The sequence below is a fragment of the Wolbachia endosymbiont of Onchocerca volvulus str. Cameroon genome (assembly GCF_000530755.1).
Taxonomy (GTDB): Bacteria; Pseudomonadota; Alphaproteobacteria; order Rickettsiales; family Anaplasmataceae; genus Wolbachia.
In genome coordinates this window covers 723,440-739,206 of record NZ_HG810405.1, presented here as the reverse complement: position 1 = coordinate 739,206, position 15,767 = coordinate 723,440, and the positions used below count along the sequence as shown (strand labels likewise).

Below are 15,767 nucleotides of genomic sequence, written 5' to 3'. Positions count from 1 at the left end.
CTAACTAAAAATGCTGCATCAATATAGAATTAGTATGTTTAAATAAGCATCTTATTCAAGTTCCACTTTGATTGCTCCTGCTTCGATAAGCTGTTGCTTTATTTTTTCTGCTTCGTTTCTAGGAATATTAGCAGTTAGATCTTGAGGTAAAGATTCAACTAGCTCTTTTGCTTCTTTTAAGCCTAATGTAGAATTAACCTTTCTGACTGTTCTAATGACTTCCATCTTTTTGCCTGCATCAATTTCTTTAATCACAACTTTACATTCAGTTTTTTCTTGAGCTGCAGGATTAGCAGTATTGTCACTAGTGGGTATATTAGCACTAACAACTCCACCAATAAAAGAACCAGCAGGTAACCCTATTTTTTCTTCTAAAACTTTTACAAGTTCAGCGGCCTCTAAGAGATTTAAAGATAATATTTTATCGGCCAAACTATTTGTTACGTTATTCATATTACTACCTAAATTATCAACAAATTTATTTTTTAGAACTATAATAATCCAACACTCTCACAAGCCTCATGAAAGGCGAGTTGATAGATAACGCTAATCGAGTAGGGATATTATAAGATATTAAACGCATAATTTTAATATGCAACTCATCTAGAGAAGGCAACTTAGCCAAGTTGCTAATATCCTTTACTGTAAGCAATTGATTTAAGTGAGCTGCACAAATCACAGACATCTTCTCTTTATTAGCGTCAGTGAAATTAACTATCAGCTTTGCAGCTTCCACTATACTACTAGAATATATAACAGCAACTGGGCCAGAAAACCTATCTGATAGATAAGAAAATTTACCAGCTCTTTCCAAGGCTAAACGGGCCAGAGTATTTTTAACTACTAACATCCCACCTGCCATAGACTTTAGCTTATTTCTCAAAGTTAATAAATCGTTAGCATTTATAGATTTAAAATTTACTAGTATTAAAAAATTATTGTTTGTAAACACGTTTATTATATTCTGTATAAACTCATCCTTACTTTCACGCTTCACTGTATTACTCCCTAACTATATCTTCCACTTTGCTTATTTCATAAGCTTTACCCATAGTCGAACTTAAAAAGACGTTCTTAAAATATATCCCTTTCGCAGACACAGGTTTATTATTTTTAACTGCTTTAAGAAAAGCTTTCAAATTTTCTAGTAAATCATCAACGCTAAACTTAGTGTTTCCTAATTTACCATGAATGATACCATTTTTATCTGTCCTAAACTTTATTTGACCAGACTTAATAGTTTTAATAGTCTCTGCAATGTTAGAAGTTACGGTACCAAATTTAGGATTAGGCATTAGTCCTTTAGCACTTAATATTTTTGCAATAGGAGTAATCTTTGCTATAAAATCAGGAGTGGTAATACACCAATCAACGTCCAACTTTCTACCCTTTTTTATTTCTTCAACTAAATCCTCTCCTCCTATAATATCAGCATTGACTTTTTCAGCTTCTAATAAATGATTACCTTGAACAAAAACAGCTACTTTAATATTTTTTCCAGTACCTCTAGGCAAAACTACTGTACCACGCACCTGTTCTTCAGATTTGTGTGAATCTACACCTAAATTGACTGTAATATCAATTGATTCATTAAACTTTGCCGAAGCAGATTCAATAACCTTTTCTAAGCATTGTTTAGGATTATTGTAATGCGTATCCATACTTTTACCCTTCTATAACTTCTATGCCCATAGATTTAGCAGTGCCTATAACCATTTTCACTGCTGAGTTTTCATTGTCCACTTTCATGTCAACCATTTTATATCTTGCTATTTTGATTATAGTAGATATAGTCAACTTGACCACCAATTCTTTACCTGGTTGACGAGAACCTTTATTTAATTTAGCTTCTTGTTTAAGCAGATAAGTCACAGGTGGGCCACTGATGGTAAAATCATGGGAGCGATCATCCTTTACGGAAATTCGCACTGTTACTAAATCACCCACCTTATAATTGGCACCAGCTGTACTGGTGGCTTTATTAAAAGCCTCGCAAAACTTAGGAAGTGGTATGCCACGTGGACCAAGTACTGAAGCAATTCTTGGACCTGGAACTGCTTTTCCTGCTTCCATTAATAAGTTAATCTTAGCAATTATAATACTCATAGCTAATTCTCTACTTTCTCTACTTGCGCTAAATCCAACTCTATTATTGTTGGTTTACCTAAAATTGACACTTCTACATTGATAATTTTTTTCTCATTGTTAATCATATCTACTTTACCAATAAAATTTTGAAAAAGGCCATCATTAATCTTTACCTTTTCTCCTTTTTCATAACCATGACTTGATTTTTTCTTCTCTTGAGCGTTATAGAGTGCATTACACATTAAGTAAATCTCATCATCAGAAATTACTTTGGGAACGTTACCATTTTTTAAGAATCCATAAACTTTAAGAGATTTTGGTATATTATTGATAAAATTTAATACTTCGTCACACAAATTTACATATAAAAAAACATAACCAGGAAAACACCTCTTTCGTGTAGCAGTTTTTTTAGATCTTAACTCTGCTTCATTTGGTTCTTCATATGGAATAAAAACTTCCTTAAAATAATTACTAACCCCTAGTCTCATAGAATTTTCTAATATGTGTTGGCATACTTTCTCTTCATAATTAGAAACAACCCTTAAGATGTACCATTTGTATTTATTGAATTCTCTATGCTTCAGACTTACTTCATCGTCTGAAACTGCTTCAAGATTATCAGTTATGCTGCTGCAGCATTTTAATGTTTGATTTAATATATTCTTACTCTCATCACACAGATGCATATATATATATATTTTACATAATTCTTGTATGTCAGATTTTAAACTGCGCGTTGTTTGATAAGGAATAAACACCTCTTTGAAATAAGGAGTATTACTTACCAACTCACGTATATGTTTTTCATGCCCATAATTAATTTTAATGATGTGCCATTTATATTCCATAAACAATTCCAAATAAGGCTTTAATTATGTAGAGAGATATAAAATCTACTAAACGAAAGAAAACTGAAAAGCATAATATAACACCTGCTACAACAAATAAAGATGATAGTACCTCTTGTTTTTTTGCCCAGGCAACTTTTCTTATTTCTTGTTTTATATCATAAAAAAAACTACTTAAACTCTTTAACATCTCTAATGCAACATTATAATGCAGGAGCGGTAGGGATTGAACCTACAACCTCTGGTTTTGGAGACCAGCGCTCTACCAATTAAGCTACACTCCTATAGCTAAAACTTTCTACTCCAAAATTTCGGAAACAACACCAGAACCAACAGTTCTACCACCTTCTCTTATCGCAAAACGTAATCCCTTATCCATTGCTATCGGTACCTGCAATTCTACTTCTATGCTCACATTATCTCCTGGCATTACCATCTCTTTCCCTTTTAGCAATTTTATACTTCCTGTCACATCTGTAGTTCTTATGTAAAATTGCGGCTGATAATTTTCAAAAAATGGTGTATGTCTCCCTCCCTCTTCTTGCTTTAATATATATACTTCTGCCTTAAACTTTTTATGCGGTGTTATTGAATTTGGCTTTGCCAACACTTGACCTCTTTCTACTTCTTCTCTTTTCGTTCCTCTTAGTAATACCCCTACATTTAATCCAGCACATCCCTTATCTAGAGACTTCTTAAACATTTCTACTCCTGTACATATTGCCTTTCGTGTCGCTTTTAAACCTACTATTTCCACCTCTTCGCCTGTTCTTATTTCTCCCCTTTCTATTCTTCCTGTTACTACTGTTCCACGTCCTAGTATTGAAAATACATCCTCAATTGGCATTAAAAATGGTAGATCCACAGGTCTTGGTGGAACTGCTACATATTCATCTAACTTTTCCATCAATTTTTCTATTGATCTCTTTCCGTATTCACTATCTTCACTTTCTAGCGCTTTTAATGCAGACCCAATCACTACAGGAACATCGTCACCAGGAAATTCATACTTACTTAACAATTCTCTGACTTCCATTTCCACTAAGCCAATTATATCGTGATCAGCTACATCAGCTTTATTTATATATACAACGATATATTTAACACCAACTTGTTTTGCAAGTAATATGTGCTCTCTTGTTTGCGGCATTGGTCCATCAACTCCAGACACTACTAATATAGCTGCATCCATCTGTGCTGCACCTACTATCATATTTTTCACATAATCAGCATGCCCAGGACAGTCAACATGTGCATAGTGTTTCTTATCTGTTTCATACTCAACATGTGCTGTTGCTATCGTTATTCCCCTTTTTCTCTCTTCAGGTGCTTTATCTATTTGATCGTATGCTACGAAATTTCCATAATACTTTGTTATCGCAGCTGTTAACGTTGTTTTCCCATGATCGACATGTCCTATTGTTCCCACATTTACATGTGGCTTACCAAATGCTTCTACTATTTGTGCCATAATTATTGTCCTTAATTGTACTTTAACTTATCAACCACACATTGTGGCACTTGTTCATAACAAGAAAAATGCATACTATATTGAGCTCTTCCTTGAGATATAGAACGTAAAACATTTATATAGCCAAACATACTTGCAAGAGGTACTAAAGCAAGGATTATAGCACTATTATTATTATGTGTTTCCATGCTTGAAACTTGCCCTCTTCTACTGTTTACGTTACCCATAATATCACCCATATACTCTTCAGGTGTAATAATTTCAACTTTCATTATAGGCTCTAATATCTTTGGACTAGCCTTATTTGCCATTTCCTTAAAGGCGCCTTTAGCAGCTAACTCAAAGGCTAAAGGACTTGAATCAACTTCATGAAAAGCACCATCAATAAGAGTAGCCTTAAAATCAATAACTGGAAAACCAGAGATTATGCCGCTTTCTTTTATCAATTCTAAACCATTTTGCACGCTAGGGATATATTCTTTTGGAATTACACCACCTACAATTTTGCTTTCAAATTGAAATCCAGAACCGGCTTGGAGAGGTTCAAATAAGAGCTTTACCCTAGCAAATTGACCAGCACCACCAGATTGTTTTTTGTGAGTGTAATCAATCTCAACAGATTTAGTAATAGTTTCACGGTATGCAACTTGAGGTGCACCAATATTAACATCAATATTAAATTCACGCTTTACCCTATCTGTAATAATTTCAAGATGCAACTCGCCCATGCCTTTTAATATAGTCTGACCACTTTCTGTATTTATTGACATTCTTAATGAAGGATCTTCTGCAACTAATCTGCTTAAAGCAATACCTAATTTTTCCTGGTCTGAAGTGGTTTTAGGCTCTATAGCAATTTCAATAACAGGTTCAGGAAATTCCATACGCTCTAATAATATAGGAAAATTTTGTGAACATAAAGTGTCACCAGTAATTGTTTTTTTCAATCCGACTAAAGCAACTATATCTCCGACCTTAGCTTCACTTATATCTTCCCTGTTGTTTGCATGCATGAGCAGCATTCTGCCAATCCATTCATTTTCATTTTTTCCCGCATTCAATACAGTAGACTTAGATTTTAATTTACCGGAATAAATACGAATGAACGTTAAGCTGCCCACGAACTTATCTGTCATCACTTTAAATGCAAGAGCAACAAATTTTTCCTGCTCTGAAGGCTTAATTACAATTTTTTTCTCTTTGTTTTTAGGATCAGTCCCAACAATTTCGTTAACGTCAATAGGAGAGGGTAGAAAATCAACTATACTGTTTAAGAGTGGCTGTACTCCTTTATTTTTAAAAGCTGACCCGCATAACACCGGAACAAATGTTCCTTTAATAGTCCCGCTTCTCACACATTTCTTCAACAACTCTACCGGTAAATCATTGAATTCAAAGTAAACGTTCATTGCTTCATCATCCATTCCAGCTGCAGTATCTAATAAAAGACTTCGGTACTCTTGTGCCTTGTCAAGCAAACTAAAAGGAATATCTTCATAGAAAAATTTAGCACCTAATGCTTCTTTTTCCCATATAATAGCTTTCATAGAGACAAGATCTATTACGCCTTTAAAATCCTTTTCATTCCCTATTGGCAGCTGAATGATTAAAGGCACTGCTCCTAGCTTATCTTTAACCATATCAACACATCGATGAAAATTTGCTCCTATTCTATCCATTTTATTGATAAAACAGATGCGGGGAACATTATACTTATCAGCTTGACGCCAGACAGTTTCAGATTGAGGTTCGACTCCTGCAACTCCATCAAATACGGCAACTGCACCATCCAAAACTCTTAAGGATCTTTCAACTTCGACAGTAAAGTCAACGTGCCCAGGAGTATCTATTATATTGATTTTGTGACCATTCCAGAAACAAGTTGTAGCAGCGGATGTGATTGTAATACCACGCTCTTTTTCCTGCTCCATCCAATCCATAGAAGCTGCACCATCATGCACTTCGCCAATTCTATTTTGTTTACCAGTATAAAATAAAATACGCTCTGTTGTGGTAGTCTTGCCAGCATCTATATGAGCCATTATACCTATATTTCTATATTCAGATATGTTAATTTCCATATTACTATTAATTAACTAACATTAAAAGCTAAGATGGGAAAAGGCTTTATTAGCCTCGGCCATTTTATATTTTTCTTCATACATCTTAAATGCACCACCGCGTTTATTGTAAGCATCTATGATTTCAGTTTGTAGACAATCAGTAGAATTTTTTCTACTTTTTTTTCGAGCTGCAGAAGCAGCTTCTGCAATCCACCTTAGTGCTAAAGAAACTGCTCTATCCTTTCTGACCTCAACAGGTACTTGATAAGTTGCACCGCCAATACGACGAGGACGTACTTCTATAGAGGGGGTAACATTTTCCACTGCTGTTTCAAAAATTAGTATTCCGCTTTCCTTCATTTTTTTTTCAGCTGAAGATAGAGCATCATAGACAATTTTTTCTGCAATGGACTTTTTACCACATTTCATAATTATATTGATAAAACGCGTTAATAAAACACTACCGTAATGTGAATCAGGACTTATTTTTCTCTTTTTTGCTTTATTCCGACGAGCCATAAATTTTAACTAGATTTTTTTACACCATATTTTGAACGAGCCTTTTTCCGATTTTGTACGCCACGCAGATCAAGAGTACCTCTTATTATGTGATAGCGTACACCAGGTAGATCTTTAACTCGTCCACCTCGTATCAAAACGACTGAGTGCTCCTGTAAGTTATGGCCTTCACCAGGTATATAAGCTGTTACTTCACCATATCCACTAATCCTTACTCTAGCGACTTTACGTAGTGCTGAATTAGGTTTTCTAGGAGTTGTAGTATACACTTTAGTACAAACGCCTTTTCTCTGAGGATTATTTCTTCCTAAGGCAGGAACCTTTTTCTTGCAGAGTAACTTTAATCTACCTTTGCGTACTAACTGATTTATCGTAGGCATACATTAAAAACTTAGGCTCATTAAAACAATTTAAGTTCTAATTATAAAATAATAAACCCCAATAGTCAATATAAAAATAAACATTATTATTCTAATAATTTTATCTTAACTTATACGGTTGCTGTCCAATAAAAGACTTAAATTTTGTGAAATCTTTTAAAACCTAAATGGGATTTGCTTGATAGGATCACAAGAAGATGATAATCTTTTAGTTTCACAATCTAAGAGCACTTCTTGATAATATTTTCCTGAGCTTGGAAATATAGTTTTTTGCTGCACCAGCTTTACTACCGTATAATGTTATACGGTCAATAGATTAGTTGTTCAAAATTAGATGTAAAGATGGAGGTATTATTATTACTTTTAAAAAGTATGGTGATAAAGACTTGATTCTTTCTCTGTTTACAAAAAGTCACGGAGAGTGCAGGGAATTAAACAGGGCAAAACACAGCAATCATAAGTTTTAAACAGGTAATCTATTCAATCTATTACATGCGGAATGGAGTACTAAATTACTGAAAACCTAATTTTTTTAGTGTGGATTAATTGAATCTTCACTCTATTCTATTACTATCCTTCAGGATGGGTTGAAAAGTAGAGAAATAATCTTGTTTTATGCTATATGATAACCTTTGATATTTTATTATGTAATCAAGCACAACAGTAAACCTTGGTAAGGTTGTTATCTTAATTTGAAGCTTTTGCTATACATAATTTGGGTTTAAGCTAGATCTATCGAAGTGCGTTGTGACAAGTACTAAGGAAGACTTACAGTTTATTTCTCAAAAAACTGTTAAGGTAGTGTTAAAAAAAAGTAGGAGCTTACTAGAAGATAAACCTCTACTTTTCCCGCAAATATTGTATGAAGTATATAATAATAATCTATAAGATAGTTACTCATATATCAAGAATTTCAATCAGGGCTAAAAATCACAGGGTATTATTTTTAATAAATATCTGTTTTTACAGCTAAACATGAGATTTCCAGAGTCGAGAGACCTTATGCTTTTGCTCTAATAGAGCTCTTGCGTAATTTTCGGCAGTATGTTTGATTCAAATGGAAACTGCTTGGTAAAGCTTGTCTTCCTATTGCGATAATAAAGGTGTTCAGTTATTCTTTAATCTTCTGTGCGGATTGAACAGCGTAAGTATTATGTAGTTGGTGTCTTGTGCTTAGTTTTGTGGACTATATTTCCTTTATATCTTTATTAATTTTACCTAACTTTCTTAGGTTTCGGAGCTGAAGTGCGCTTATAAGTTGTTCAAGGTAGTATAAGATGATAATTTTACAGATTAGAGAGGGTGAGCAACTATTTACTATAGGAGATTTTCTGTTTTTTTGTTTAGTAATTTTTTTACAAGATATTTATAATTACTTTTAATTGTAAGTGAACATCTGTTTTTCAAAATGGCGTTGTCCAGCGTATAGAGTTGGAATCTATGTTTCTTTTTTTTTGGATCTTAGTATCACCTACTTAAGTAACAGGAAAGAGATGTTAGAACGACAAAAAAAGAAGGTATTGGTGGTACAACATTAAGACTATTTGGAGTTATCATTATAAAGTAGCATAAAAAACTAAATCTTAGCATTGTACGCTTGGCAACAATGATCATAAAGAAACTAGTGTTATGTTTGAATGACAGCAGATCACCTACTCATAAAGATTTTATCTGTAATGCGCATATCAATTATGCTCCAGTTGCTAAAGGTGAAATCAGTCGTACTTTGCAAATGGTTCAAATAATCCCATGCTCTGTAAGGGTTATCTTTGGGTAGTTTTACTGTAGAGACGTTATCAAGTATGACGTTCCATCTTTTATTTTCTATATAAACACAAGAAGAAATATGGCTGCTCAATTGAGTTTTTCTTTCTAGTATATTTTTAATGAATTCTAGATTTGATAACGAATTTTGTCCTGTGATTACAACGAGGTTATCTATTGGATAGTTATCTGCAATCACTTTACCTTCAGAATTAATTACTGAAGTTTTATTATCGTTACTCCATAGGGCAAAGGGTTTATGTTCGCCTACATTAATATATAGGGTATTGGGTAAAATTCTATAAATTCTTACGTATTTTATCCATTTGCTTATGGACTGTATGCTATCAGCAAGCTTTGAAAGTGATACATATATGATTGGTTGTGTTTTATTTATCAAATTTAAAATGTCCTTTTCATTTGTGAATTTGTTACCAGTGATGACTACTTCATCAATTGAAAATCCGTTACTTAGCAATAGATTGGATAAGCGATCGTTATACCAAGTAAAATAATAATTAAGTTGACTTGTGGTTTTGTTAAGTACTCTATGGAGTACTGATATAAAAAAGAGCATTATTATGATAAATAAAGCACATTTACGTAAAAAATTCTTTTGGCTTCTGGTAATATTGTTCAGCATTTACTTAACCTTTAATATTTTTGTGTTGTTTCAACGATAATTTGAACTAATTCATTAAAACCAATTCCTTTTGTTAATTTTGCAATTTTTGGTACTAATGATAGCTCAGTAAGGCCAGGATGTGTATTAATCTCAAGCATTTTTAAAGCTTCATTTTTAGGATTATAGCGAAAATCCGAACGAGATATAGTTCTGCATTCTAGAAATCGATGGATTTTCAATGCATGTTCCAAGGTCATTTTATATATATTATCAGGAATTTCAGCAGGAAATATGTATTCTGCAAGTCCGCTTGTATATTTTGCTTCGTAATTATAGAATTTATTTTTTGGTCGTATTTCCATAGTGCCGATTGCTTCATCTAGTAACACAGCAGTTTGTAATTCTATACCTGGAACATATTCTTCTATGATCATCCTTTCCATGATAGTAGAACTATTATCTTTTAGATTTAGGTAATCTTCATGCGAGGAAATTATGTGCACGCCTATGCTTGAGCCTTCGTTGATTGGTTTTAGGACATACGGATAATCAATTCTGATGTTGTTTTTCTGTATATCTTCTCGATTAATTATGTACCCTTTTGGGGTATCGATACCGAGGTAGTGAAATATGTGTTTAGACATTTCTTTATTCATGGCAATAGACGAAGCCATAACTCCAGAGTGGGTGTATTTTATACCTAAGATTTCTAATAGGCCTTGAATGCAGCCGTCTTCACCGTAAGGTCCATGTAAGGCGATAAAAGCAAGGCACGGGTTAATTTTTTTTAGCTTTTCAGTAATATTGTTATCAACGTTTATTTCTATTGCCTTATACGAAAGGCTATCAAGCGCTCTTTTCACTGCTTTTCCACTCATTAATGATACTTCTCTCTCGCAAGAAGGCCCACCAATCAAAATTGCTATAGTCAGAGGCATAAGCACTCTTAGAAGGATTTTATTAATTATAATTGCATATATGAACTTGTAAATAGAAAAAAGATTGTCTCGAGGTTTGTAGTTTATTGCTACTACTTCTTCAAGCTAACCATAAAAAACTGCTTGTGTTTATTCAATGTTGCAGACAGAAAAATTAGTATCATAATCATAAACGTTAAGGTTAACAAAGCTTCAGATTTGAAGATATGCTTATTATAAAAGCTCTAAAATAAGTATATAATTTAATGCAAATGTGCTGAGAATTTTGCTATTGCTTATGTTAGGGTAATATTTTCAAGTGTACTCACCTCTTTTGTGTGAATCCTGTATAATAATTGCCCTCAAATATCACTAAGTTTTTTTGTCGTGAAGACTTCAGCTATTATTAACAGCAGAAAGAATAAGCAAACACGTGCAATGAATAATTTAGATTTAACAATGTGGGAATCGTTCCTATAAGAATCAAGCAGACTAAAAAAAATATAATAGTAAGACTGCTAATAACATATGCTGTAATATATCTAGTTATTCCTTGCATAGTTTGAACTCAAATAATGTCTCTACTGTAGGGTTATAATCAGTTACTCTATTTTTGCAATTTTGTAGTGAAAGAACTGCTTGCATTGATCAAATGCTGCAGGTATTAGAATCAATATTGGCAGGATAAAGAAACAAGTCAGAAATATAAGTTATTAACTATAAAAGCGCCTTAAGAGTACTTCTCATCACTGTCTGTATATAGAGAACAACGTTTTTAAGTATGCTTGCTTTTTATGTATACATGAACAGCAATTTTTCTGAAACTCAACCAAATCTTGTTATCGTTAAGACTTCTAATGCTATATATGCTAAATTTTCTAATAGAATATCTAAGTTTTCTAGTATTTCATATCATTCTTATATAAGAAGTTGTTCACAAAATGGTAAAGTTGAAGAAAATTCCTTTTTACCATGACCTTAGTTACAGCAAGATATAAAATTTTTAGTAGATGTTGTAAATAAATTTTATTTCTTTGATAGCCTTTTGTTTCTGTTGATCTAAGTAGAAGACCTTTCTGCAACCTCATCTTAGATGTATTTTAAAATCTTTATTATTCTTATTAATAGCACCTTTTAGGTGGTTATATCTCTGTGTGTATCTAAAGTCTACTATGCCTTTTTTCCTGCCTTTTTATTTTTCTATTCTCATCGTAGCCTTTAGCTCTACTTTTTCTGCTGTTTTGACAGATTTACTTTCACTTATAGAGGCTTGGCTATTTATTTCTTTCTATTTTTCTCTTAACTATATTCGAGAATTCATAATTTAATTTTTTAAGGATTCTCTACTTCTTCTATTTCCTAAATTGTCAATTCACTGCTTTTCATAATGGAAAATTGCATAATTAGTACCTCCTACATTGGTATTTTGTACGTAGTGTGTGCAAAATTGCATTTAATATTCTTCTTTTGCTATGTTTTAATGATCTCCTTCATTTTTTGTATAAATACTCTGAAATATTCTTTCATTCTGACTCATTCCCTTTTACCTCAATCTATTATCTATTGGATATTTTTCCTCATTTCTCACTCACTGTTCTATTGCTATATACTACCTATATTACTTGATTTGTAGTTAATTTCTAACAGGCAAAAAATTAAACATGTCTCCATAAAATCATAGGAATTAAGGTTTATTACCGGATGTGCTTTCGTATCAAAAAACACCCTATTAGTAAAATAGTGAGTGGAATAAACCACAAAATATAGGTGCTGGGTTTTATAGGTGGAATAGTTATAATTGAATTTCCATAGGAATTTTTTAGCTCTAAAATTATTTGTTTGTCAGTATACCCATTGCTGATTTTTCTACGAATTGCTTTGCGCATATCATATGCAATTTGAGATTCGGATTCAGATAGCGACTCACCAGAACATATTGGACACTTTATTATTTTAAACAAATTAGTTGCTCGTTTCTCCATGACTTTGTCTCTGAGCTCATCATCCAAAGCAAAAGCATTAATATTCAAGCAAAATGTTAATGTAAAAAGTAAGTTAACTGCCGTTCTCATTTTTAGCTAGCTAAGTAATTTTATCTAATTGGTTCATGAAATCAGTGATGGATAATTTTCCAATGAAACTTAATCCTACATCATTGTCATATTTTATTGAAAAATTAATATTGCCATCAGTTGTTTTTTCTGATAAAGAAAATATTAATTTTTCAAACTTATCTAAAATTTTTGAGTCGTTAGTCATAAACGAAATCAATTCTTTATAGTTTGATATGGATACATTGATTTTGTCTTTAAATGAGGATGTAACTAAATCATAATTGTTTATTCTACCATCTGCAGCAATAGCAAAATTATTGCTCTGAATTAAAAATTTTTCTATGTTGAAATTAATTCTTGCAGCTGAGATGTTGTTTATAAACTCGTAATTAAATTTAGTATCAATACTAAGATACCTTTCAGGATTTGCAGTATTCTTATATCGATAAGTATAAAAATCAAATTCTAGCTTATTATTTCCACTCAATTTTTTGTCGAGATGAAATTGAATATAATTACTTTTACCATTCACCTCAGTTATAACACTTTGCTGATTTTTTGAGTTAGGTAAAACATCACATTTTAATCCATAGTCTTCATAACGAAGTGTATCTATATAGTCTATTATATTACTACTTCTATTAAACCGCAACAAAGATGGTAAATCGTTTAGCTTGGCAGTGAAATGATTGTTATTATTTGTGTGACATTTTATGTTTTCTTTCTTATCACTAGAAGTAGCAATGCTGACCTCATTGCTTGGTATATAAATATATACTGATTTATCAAACAGTCTGTTTTTTATTAACAAAGTATCAGACGATATGGTTAATTGTTCGTTGGAGAATTTTGGATTTGTTATGTGGAAAATTAAGCTAGAAGGGAATCCGCTAAAGTCATATGAAATATCAAATTTTTCATCATTAATGTATAGTATTGTTCCAGCTAGAAGATTTTTTGTTTTACATGCAGAAAAATACCAAAAACTACTATATGCTGTAGGAATAAACAGGAATAAAGAGATGATAATGTAGATAAAGACCTTACGCATAGCTAATTGTTTATTTGTCTAGTGATATATTTCTTGTATTCCTTGGTATGGCTACACACAAACCGTCGATGTCTTTTGTAATTTTTATTTGGCATCCAAGCCTTGACGTCTCTGTTAAGCCGAAAACTAGGTCTAACATGTCATTTTCTTCATCAGATATGGGATTATGTGTTTCTACAGCATCATAAAATTTTGGATCAACAATTACGTGGCACGTAGAGCAAGCGAGAGAGCCTTCACACGCGCCTTCAAGCAAATCTGGGTCGCTTCTGTGAGCTAAATTAAGCAAAGTTTCTCCCTCTGTAGCCTTATATCTTTTCTCACTTCCACCAGGTAAAATAAAAGTAACAGATGGCATATTACTTTCCTATTGAAATCCTTGCTAATTTTTCTGTATTCTACAGGTAATAATTAATATTTGCAAACTCTTTGCGTTCAGCTTATTAACAACTTATATAATGTCTTTTTAACTAAAACAAGTAATGCAACTGGGCAAGTATAAAAATCAAAGTGTTGCGGTTTTTGGTCTTGGTAAGACTGGTTTATCTGTTATTAATGCTCTAGTAAACTGCGGTACAAGAACATATGCATGGGATGATAATGAAGAACAAATAGTGAATGCAAAAGCAATATATAAAGAATGTAGTTTTATTCATCCTAAGGAGTATAATTGGCATGAAATAAGAACGCTAATATTAAGTCCTGGAATAACGATTTCGTATCCAACGCCGCATTGGATAATAAAACTTGCAAGAAACTTTGACTGCAAAATAAAATCAGATATCGAACTATTTCTTGAAGGTAAAGCTAAAAACCAGAAGGTAATAGGTGTCACAGGAACAAATGGCAAATCAACCACTACATCCTTAATAGGGCATATATTAAAATCTGCAGGAAAAAAAGTAGCTATTGGTGGAAATTTGGGTGTTCCTGTTTTCGACCTGAACAGGAATACAGAAATTTGTGTCATTGAATTCTCCTCTTTTCAGTTGGAGCTAATTAATGAAGTTAATTTGGATGTCGCAGTGTTGCTCAACATTACACCAGACCATATAGATAGACATGGAAGTATGGAAAATTACATAGCGATTAAATCAAAGCTGATAAATGGTAGTAGGGTTGCTGCTATAGGGTGTGATAGTGAAATTACTGCTGGTATATTTAACAAATTCACTGGAAACAAAGTTCCCATCTCAGCTTCAATGTCGTTTCAGTATCCAGATACTGGAATACACTTAGAATTAGAGAATCATGTAAGTGATGTAAAGATAAACTTAATATCCAACTCAGAAAACGTAGCAGCTGCGTGTACTGTATGTAAGCTGCTTAGAGTAGATAGCAATATTATTATCGATGGAATCAAATCCTTTTCAGGATTAAAACATAGAAATGAGTTACTTGGTAAAATAGCAAATGTTCTTTTCGTGAATGATAGCAAAGCAACTAATGCTGAATCGAGCGAAAAGGCAATTTTATCTTATAAAAACATATATTGGATTGTTGGTGGGAAAAGCAAAGATGGTGGTATAGAATCACTAAGAAAGCATTTTGCAAACATTAAAAAAGCTTTTCTTATTGGCGAGTCAACTGAAGCTTTTGCAAATACTATGGAAAATAAAATAGATTTTGTAAAATGTTGCAGTCTGGCAAACGCATTCAAACTGGCTTTCAAGGAGGCTATAAACAGCAAAGAAGAAATAACTGTATTATTTTCTCCTGCATGTGCTTCTTTTGACCAGTGGAAAAATTTTGAAGAACGCGGTGAAGCATTTTGTAGAATGTTTAAAAGTTTTAGGAATAATTACATACACTGTTTAGTGTAATGTTACGTAGGAAAAGATAAGATAAAGTTAATAGTAGAAAGTTAGTTAAGATCCTTTTATTTGAAGGAGTAAGTCAATGAAACCTTTGTTAAAAGTATGCACAAACCTTAATCTAGCTAAGTTGCTTTTGTAAATTTTGAAACAGAATAATGTAGCACTTT

At 32.6% G+C, this 15,767-nt stretch carries 17 protein-coding genes and 1 tRNA gene; 2 read left to right on the top strand and 16 right to left on the bottom strand.

All coding sequences use genetic code 11. The annotated features are described in order from the left end of the window. Positions 1-51: 51 nt before the first annotated feature. The 11 genes from rplL to rpsL all read right to left on the bottom strand — a co-directional run bounded on the left by rplL (position 52) and on the right by rpsL (position 7,372). Positions 52-453 (bottom strand): 50S ribosomal protein L7/L12, encoded by a 402-nt coding sequence (gene rplL, locus WOVOC_RS03125; protein WP_025264282.1) that lies wholly within the window; start codon positions 451-453, stop codon positions 52-54. Between the two features lie 25 nt (positions 454-478). Beyond that, on the bottom strand, positions 479-997 hold the full coding sequence (rplJ, locus tag WOVOC_RS03120) for a 50S ribosomal protein L10 (RefSeq protein WP_025264281.1): 519 nt from the start codon (positions 995-997) through the stop codon (positions 479-481). A gap of 4 nt (positions 998-1,001) precedes the next feature. Then, positions 1,002-1,661: a 50S ribosomal protein L1 gene (gene rplA / locus WOVOC_RS03115; protein ID WP_025264280.1), complete on the bottom strand. Its 660-nt coding sequence runs from the start codon at positions 1,659-1,661 to the stop codon at positions 1,002-1,004. Positions 1,662-1,665: 4 nt separating this feature from the next. Further along, positions 1,666-2,106, bottom strand: a complete 441-nt coding sequence (locus WOVOC_RS03110) for an uL11 family ribosomal protein (protein WP_014868771.1) — start codon at positions 2,104-2,106, stop codon at positions 1,666-1,668. A gap of 2 nt (positions 2,107-2,108) precedes the next feature. After that, complete coding sequence (nusG, locus tag WOVOC_RS03105; protein WP_148271162.1) at positions 2,109-2,945, bottom strand: transcription termination/antitermination protein NusG; 837 nt, start codon at positions 2,943-2,945, stop codon at positions 2,109-2,111. After that, positions 2,929-3,129, bottom strand: coding sequence for a preprotein translocase subunit SecE (secE, locus tag WOVOC_RS03100; RefSeq protein WP_025264279.1), 201 nt, complete (start codon positions 3,127-3,129; stop codon positions 2,929-2,931). Before secE ends, nusG begins: the two co-directional genes overlap by 17 nt. Positions 3,130-3,150: 21 nt before the next feature. Beyond that, positions 3,151-3,223: transfer RNA gene (locus WOVOC_RS03095), tRNA-Trp, on the bottom strand. A gap of 14 nt (positions 3,224-3,237) precedes the next feature. Then, positions 3,238-4,410 carry an elongation factor Tu gene (gene tuf / locus WOVOC_RS03090; protein WP_025264278.1) on the bottom strand — a complete coding sequence of 391 codons (1,173 nt, stop codon included), beginning with the start codon at positions 4,408-4,410 and terminating at the stop codon, positions 3,238-3,240. Positions 4,411-4,421: 11 nt separating this feature from the next. Then, positions 4,422-6,491 (bottom strand): elongation factor G, encoded by a 2,070-nt coding sequence (fusA, locus tag WOVOC_RS03085; RefSeq protein ID WP_025264277.1) that lies wholly within the window; start codon positions 6,489-6,491, stop codon positions 4,422-4,424. Positions 6,492-6,512: 21 nt separating this feature from the next. Beyond that, complete coding sequence (rpsG, locus tag WOVOC_RS03080; protein ID WP_014868766.1) at positions 6,513-6,992, bottom strand: 30S ribosomal protein S7; 480 nt, start codon at positions 6,990-6,992, stop codon at positions 6,513-6,515. 5 nt (positions 6,993-6,997) lie between these two features. Then, entirely contained in the window at positions 6,998-7,372 is a 375-nt protein-coding gene (gene rpsL / locus WOVOC_RS03075) for a 30S ribosomal protein S12 (protein ID WP_014868765.1), read from the bottom strand. 320 nt (positions 7,373-7,692) lie between these two features. On the opposite strand from rpsL, the gene WOVOC_RS04935 reads away from it, so the two are divergent. Beyond that, positions 7,693-7,839: a recombination protein O N-terminal domain-containing protein gene (locus WOVOC_RS04935; RefSeq protein WP_305727914.1), complete on the top strand. Its 147-nt coding sequence runs from the start codon at positions 7,693-7,695 to the stop codon at positions 7,837-7,839. 1,181 nt (positions 7,840-9,020) lie between these two features. Here WOVOC_RS04935 and WOVOC_RS03070 read toward each other — a convergent pair. The 5 genes from WOVOC_RS03070 to WOVOC_RS03045 form a co-directional block, all read right to left on the bottom strand. Next, a complete protein-coding gene (locus WOVOC_RS03070; RefSeq protein ID WP_025264276.1) occupies positions 9,021-9,779 on the bottom strand; it encodes a cell division protein FtsQ/DivIB in 759 nt (252 codons plus the stop codon). An 11-nt stretch (positions 9,780-9,790) separates the two neighbouring features. Further along, the gene (locus tag WOVOC_RS03065; protein WP_410543210.1) at positions 9,791-10,705 is read right to left on the bottom strand and encodes a D-alanine--D-alanine ligase; all 915 of its coding nucleotides are present in this window, start codon (positions 10,703-10,705) and stop codon (positions 9,791-9,793) included. 1,667 nt (positions 10,706-12,372) lie between these two features. After that, a complete protein-coding gene (locus WOVOC_RS03055) occupies positions 12,373-12,750 on the bottom strand; it encodes a cytochrome c-type biogenesis protein (protein WP_014868761.1) in 378 nt (125 codons plus the stop codon). A gap of 10 nt (positions 12,751-12,760) precedes the next feature. Continuing rightward, positions 12,761-13,783: a hypothetical protein gene (locus tag WOVOC_RS03050; RefSeq protein ID WP_014868760.1), complete on the bottom strand. Its 1,023-nt coding sequence runs from the start codon at positions 13,781-13,783 to the stop codon at positions 12,761-12,763. Positions 13,784-13,793: 10 nt separating this feature from the next. Then, positions 13,794-14,141 carry a ferredoxin family 2Fe-2S iron-sulfur cluster binding protein gene (locus WOVOC_RS03045; RefSeq protein WP_025264274.1) on the bottom strand — a complete coding sequence of 116 codons (348 nt, stop codon included), beginning with the start codon at positions 14,139-14,141 and terminating at the stop codon, positions 13,794-13,796. Between the two features lie 124 nt (positions 14,142-14,265). On the opposite strand from WOVOC_RS03045, the gene murD reads away from it, so the two are divergent. After that, positions 14,266-15,606: a UDP-N-acetylmuramoyl-L-alanine--D-glutamate ligase gene (gene murD, locus WOVOC_RS03040; protein ID WP_025264273.1), complete on the top strand. Its 1,341-nt coding sequence runs from the start codon at positions 14,266-14,268 to the stop codon at positions 15,604-15,606. The last annotated feature ends 161 nt before the right edge of the window (positions 15,607-15,767 follow it).